This is a genomic window from Agathobaculum sp. TL06 (assembly GCF_054658635.1).
Genome location: NZ_BAAGGY010000051.1, coordinates 1 through 4,449 on the forward strand (window position 1 = coordinate 1; position 4,449 = coordinate 4,449).

Annotated in this window: 6 protein-coding genes; 3 read left to right on the top strand and 3 right to left on the bottom strand. The window is 54.3% G+C overall.

The genetic code is table 11. The features are described 5' to 3' along the window. Nucleotides 1-177 (top strand): DUF4368 domain-containing protein (locus ACYQ3S_RS15500; RefSeq protein ID WP_459690261.1); only part of this gene is annotated, 177 nt, incomplete at its 5' end. Nucleotides 178-251: 74 nt separating this feature from the next. Here ACYQ3S_RS15500 and ACYQ3S_RS15505 read toward each other — a convergent pair. From ACYQ3S_RS15505 to ACYQ3S_RS15515, 3 genes are all read right to left on the bottom strand, one after another. Beyond that, nucleotides 252-974, bottom strand: coding sequence for an amino acid ABC transporter ATP-binding protein (locus ACYQ3S_RS15505; RefSeq protein ID WP_107630453.1), 723 nt, complete (start codon nt 972-974; stop codon nt 252-254). Further along, on the bottom strand, nt 961-1,743 hold the full coding sequence (locus ACYQ3S_RS15510) for an amino acid ABC transporter permease (protein ID WP_459690254.1): 783 nt from the start codon (nt 1,741-1,743) through the stop codon (nt 961-963). The genes ACYQ3S_RS15505 and ACYQ3S_RS15510 overlap by 14 nt, the downstream gene beginning before the upstream one ends. A gap of 80 nt (nt 1,744-1,823) precedes the next feature. Beyond that, nucleotides 1,824-2,666: a basic amino acid ABC transporter substrate-binding protein gene (locus tag ACYQ3S_RS15515; RefSeq protein WP_459690256.1), complete on the bottom strand. Its 843-nt coding sequence runs from the start codon at nt 2,664-2,666 to the stop codon at nt 1,824-1,826. 210 nt (nt 2,667-2,876) lie between these two features. Between ACYQ3S_RS15515 and ACYQ3S_RS15520 the strand changes: the two genes are divergently transcribed. Next, nucleotides 2,877-3,623 (top strand): SH3 domain-containing protein, encoded by a 747-nt coding sequence (locus ACYQ3S_RS15520; RefSeq protein ID WP_459690258.1) that lies wholly within the window; start codon nt 2,877-2,879, stop codon nt 3,621-3,623. Nucleotides 3,624-3,746: 123 nt separating this feature from the next. Then, nucleotides 3,747-4,449, top strand: a 703-nt coding sequence (locus tag ACYQ3S_RS15525; RefSeq protein WP_459690260.1) for a sulfide/dihydroorotate dehydrogenase-like FAD/NAD-binding protein, incomplete at its 3' end; no start/stop codon positions are given.

Sequence of the window (4,449 nt, forward strand, 5' to 3'; positions counted from 1 at the left end):
GAATTAACGCCTGCTATCGTCAATGAGTTTGTAAAGAAAATCATTGTTCACGCGCCGGATAAGTCCAGCGGACACCGCAGACAGAAGATTGAAATTGTCTGGAACTTTATCGGGGAACTGGAACAGGGCGAGGACAAACAGACCATTGAACGACAAAGAAAAAGCAGAACGGCATAGCCTTTTGACTATGCCGCCCTGCGATATTGAAATTGCTTCCTTATAGGTGTGCGCGTTTTGCTGTACCCCGTTTTTTATAATACTTTGGACAGGAAATCTTTCAGCCGAGGATGCTTCGGGTTGGTGAAAAAAGCGTGCGGCTCGTTCTGCTCCACAATGTTTCCCCCATCCATAAACAGCACACGGGTGCCGACTTCGCGTGCAAATCCCATTTCGTGTGTAACCACAACCATGGTCATGCCGTCGTCCGCAAGCTCTTTCATGATCTCCAGCACTTCACCGACCATTTCGGGATCCAGTGCGGAGGTAGGCTCGTCAAACAGCATCACATCCGGATTCATTGCCAGCGCGCGGGCGATTGCGATACGCTGCTGCTGCCCGCCGGATAGCTGCACCGGATAGCTGTCCGCCTTATCCGGCAGGCCGACGCGCTCCAAAAGCTGTATCGCGCGCTTGTCCGCCTCGTCCTCTGTCATGATCTTGAGCTTGACCGGCGCCAGCTTAATATTCTCACGCACGGTCAGATGAGGAAACAGGTTGAACTGCTGGAACACCATGCCCATCTTGCGGCGGATCAAATTGATATCGGTCACCTTGCTGGTGATATTCTGCCCTTCAAAAATGATATCGCCGCTGGTAGGCTCCTCCAACAGGTTGAGGCAGCGCAGAAAAGTGGATTTGCCGGACCCCGACGGTCCGATAATAACGACCTTTTCTCCCTTTTCGATATGCTCGTTGACGCCCTTGAGCACCTGATGGTCCCCAAAGGACTTGCACAGGTTTTTAACGTCGATCACTTGCGCGCAGCCTCCTTTCCAAAATACCGAGCAGCTTGGTCAGAATCAGGACGATCACCAGATAAATGACCGCCAGGCTGACATACGGCACAAAGGGCTGATAAGTATTGGCAACGATATTCTGCGCCTGCTTGGTCACGTCGCGCAGCATAATGACCGAAACCAGCGAGGTATCCTTGAGCAGGGTGATCATCTCGTTGCCCAGCGCAGGCAGGATATTTTTAATGGCCTGCGGGATGATGATGTAGCGCATCGTTTTGCCGTAATTCAGGCCAAGCGAGCGCCCTGCCTCCATTTGGCCGGCGCTGATCGACATCAGGCCGCTTCGCGCGATCTCCGCAACATAAGCGCCCGAGTTGATGCCCAGCGTCACAATACCGCATATCAGGCTGCCGAAGTCATCCTTCGGCACCATGATGACAAAACAACTGATTAAAAGCTGAACCATCATCGGCGTACCGCGGATTACGGCCAGATATACCTTGCACAATGCGTTCAGCACGCCCAGCACCGGATTGTGCTTTCCCATCCGCTGGGAATCGTGCGCCGTGCGGATCATGGCAACCAGCAGACCGATGATGATACCCAAAATCAGCGCGCCGATCGTTACGATAAATGTGATACGCAGGCCTTGGGCAAACCAGGTCCAGCGCTCCTGGTAAATAAAGGTCTGGTAAAGCTGAAACAGCAGCCGTTGCAGATTTTCCGGAAGCGAGAGAATCCAGTCAGGCGCGGTTTCCAGCCAGTTTGACAATGTGAGCGTTACCACAGCCTATCCCCTTTCTATTTCTCATAATCGAGCGAAAAGGGGCGGCGCGCGCCGTCCCCTTTCATTCATAACCCAATCAATTACTCGCCATCCGCCGGGATGTACTTGTCGATGATGGACTGAAGCGTACCATCGTCTTTCAGCTCCTGCATCGCCGCGTTTACCTGCTCCAGCAATTCCGTGTTGTCCTTGCTGATCGCCGCCGCGTAATTCTCGTTCGCGTATGCGGTATCCAGGATCTTGAGCCCCTCGTTAGCCGCCACATAATTCTTTGCCGGCTCCTGATCGATAACTACGCAGTCGATCTGGCCGTTGACCAGCGCGGCCACCGCAAGCGGGCCGTTATCAAACTGCTTGACGTTCTCCTGACCGTATTCGTCGGTGCAGTACAGGTCGCCGGTCGTACCGGTCTGCACGCCGATGGTCTTACCGGTCAGGTCTACCGCCATCGAGCCATCCTCCTGCTCTACCGGTGCGATATCCGAACTTTCCGGAATGATAACCACCTGTACGCCGGTCGCGTAGGAATCCGTGAAATTCACCTGCTCCGCACGCTCCGGATCCACCGTCATGCCAGCCAGGACAATATCAATCGTACCAGCCTGCAGCGCCGGAATCAGCGATTCAAACGCCATATCGGTGATATCAAGCTCCATGCCGAGTTTCTCGGCAACCGCCGCAGCGATTTCCGCGTCAATGCCTGCAACTTCGCCGTTTTCATCGGTAAACTCATACGGCGGGAAGGTTGCGTTGGTACCCATGCGCAGCACGCCGCCATCCGCCGTATCCGTGCTGTCAGTCGCGGCCGCGTCCGTGTTGCTATCCTCATTCTGCTGGGTGTCGGTATTGCCGCCGCCGCAGCCGCTCAGCAGCAGAGAGCCGGCCAGCACCATGCTCAGCATTGCAATCGAAAATTTCTTCATTGCTTCTTTCTCCTCCTTATTTCGGCCGTTTGGGCAGCCGAACATTTCAAACAAGATATATTATACAGTGCCGCGTTTAAAAATGCAATACAAAAAACAGGGAAAACCGCTGAAAAACGCCCATTCTTTTTTATTATATCGTTCATGGTGACCAATCTCCGCGCGGCGGCATAGTCTGACAGCGACAAAATCCTGTTTGGAGGTCCTATTATGCCGAGTATCTATTTATCTCCCTCAACCCAGGAATACAACCTCTATTATGATGGGCATGGCAGCGAAGAGTATTATATGAACCAGATCGCGGATGCAATGGCGCCCTACCTGACCGCTTCCGGCATTGAATTCACGCGCAACACTCCGGAAATGACAGCCGCCTCCTCCATCCGCGCGTCCAACGAGGGCAATTACGACGCGCATATCGCCCTGCATTCCAATGCTGCGCCTGTCAATCTGTCCGGTCAGCTTCGCGGCACGGATGTTTATTATTATCCCGACTCCCTGCGCAGCGAAGAGATCGCGCAGACCATCGCTTCCGGCCTGAAAGCCCTCTATCCCAACCCCGACGACGTTACCGCTCGGCCGACCACCTCGCTCGGCGAGGTCACGCGCACCCGCGCCCCCTCCGTCCTCATCGAATTCGCCTACCACGACAATCCCATGGACGCGGAATGGATCCGCAATCACATCGATGAAATCGCCCGAAACGTTGTCCTTTCCCTGACAGAGTACTTCAAAATCCCCTTTGTCGAGCCGCAGCCGATCCAAACCGCCACCGTGGAGGTATCCTCCGGCAACCTGAACATCCGTTCCGCTCCCTCCCTTTCCGCGCCTGTTATCGGCAAAGCGCCCAACGGCGCACAGGTTTTTGTGCTTGGACAATATAACGGGTGGTACGTTGTGCGCTACGATCAATACGAAGGGTATGTATCCGGCGACTATATTGTACTCAATTACTGAATCGGATTGTATAATTTGGTCAAAACAACCGATTATGTGTCCTTATTTATACTTGCGTTCCCACCGCATAAACAGTATAATAATACTGTTCGATGCGATTTAACGCAAGGAGGTACTTAAAGAGTGTATCAGATCTTAGAAAAAAAGACGCTGAATGCCAACACAAAGCTGATGGTAATAGAAGCGCCTCATGTCGCGCGCAAGGCGGAACCTGGTCAGTTCATCATCCTGCGTGTGACCGAGGACGGAGAGCGGATCCCGCTGACGATCGCGGAATATGACCGCGAAAAGGGTACGATCACGATTATTTTCCAGGAGGTCGGCGCGACGACAATGGCCCTCGGCCAGTTGAACGTGGGCGACTGCCTGCACGATTTCGTCGGTCCTCTGGGCAAAGCGAGCGAGCTTGAGGGCCTGAAGAAAGTCGCTGTTGTCGGCGGCGGCCTGGGCTGTGCCATCGCCTACCCGCAGGCGAAAAAGCTGCATGAGATGGGCTGCGAGGTCGACCTGATCGCCGGCTTCCGCAACAAGGATATCATTATCCTCGAGGACGAGATGAAGGCCGCATCCACCAACCTTTATGTTGTCACGGACGACGGCTCAAACGGCCGCAAGGCGCTTGTCACCGAAGTCCTGAAAGAGCTGATCGAGGCGGGCAACCAGTACGACGCGGTCATCGCCATCGGGCCGATGATTATGATGAAGTTCGTAGCGGAAACCACCCGCCCCTATGGCATCAAGACCATTGTTTCCATGAACACGATCATGGTGGACGGCACGGGCATGTGCGGCGGCTGCCGCCTGACGGTTGGCGGAGAGACCAAGT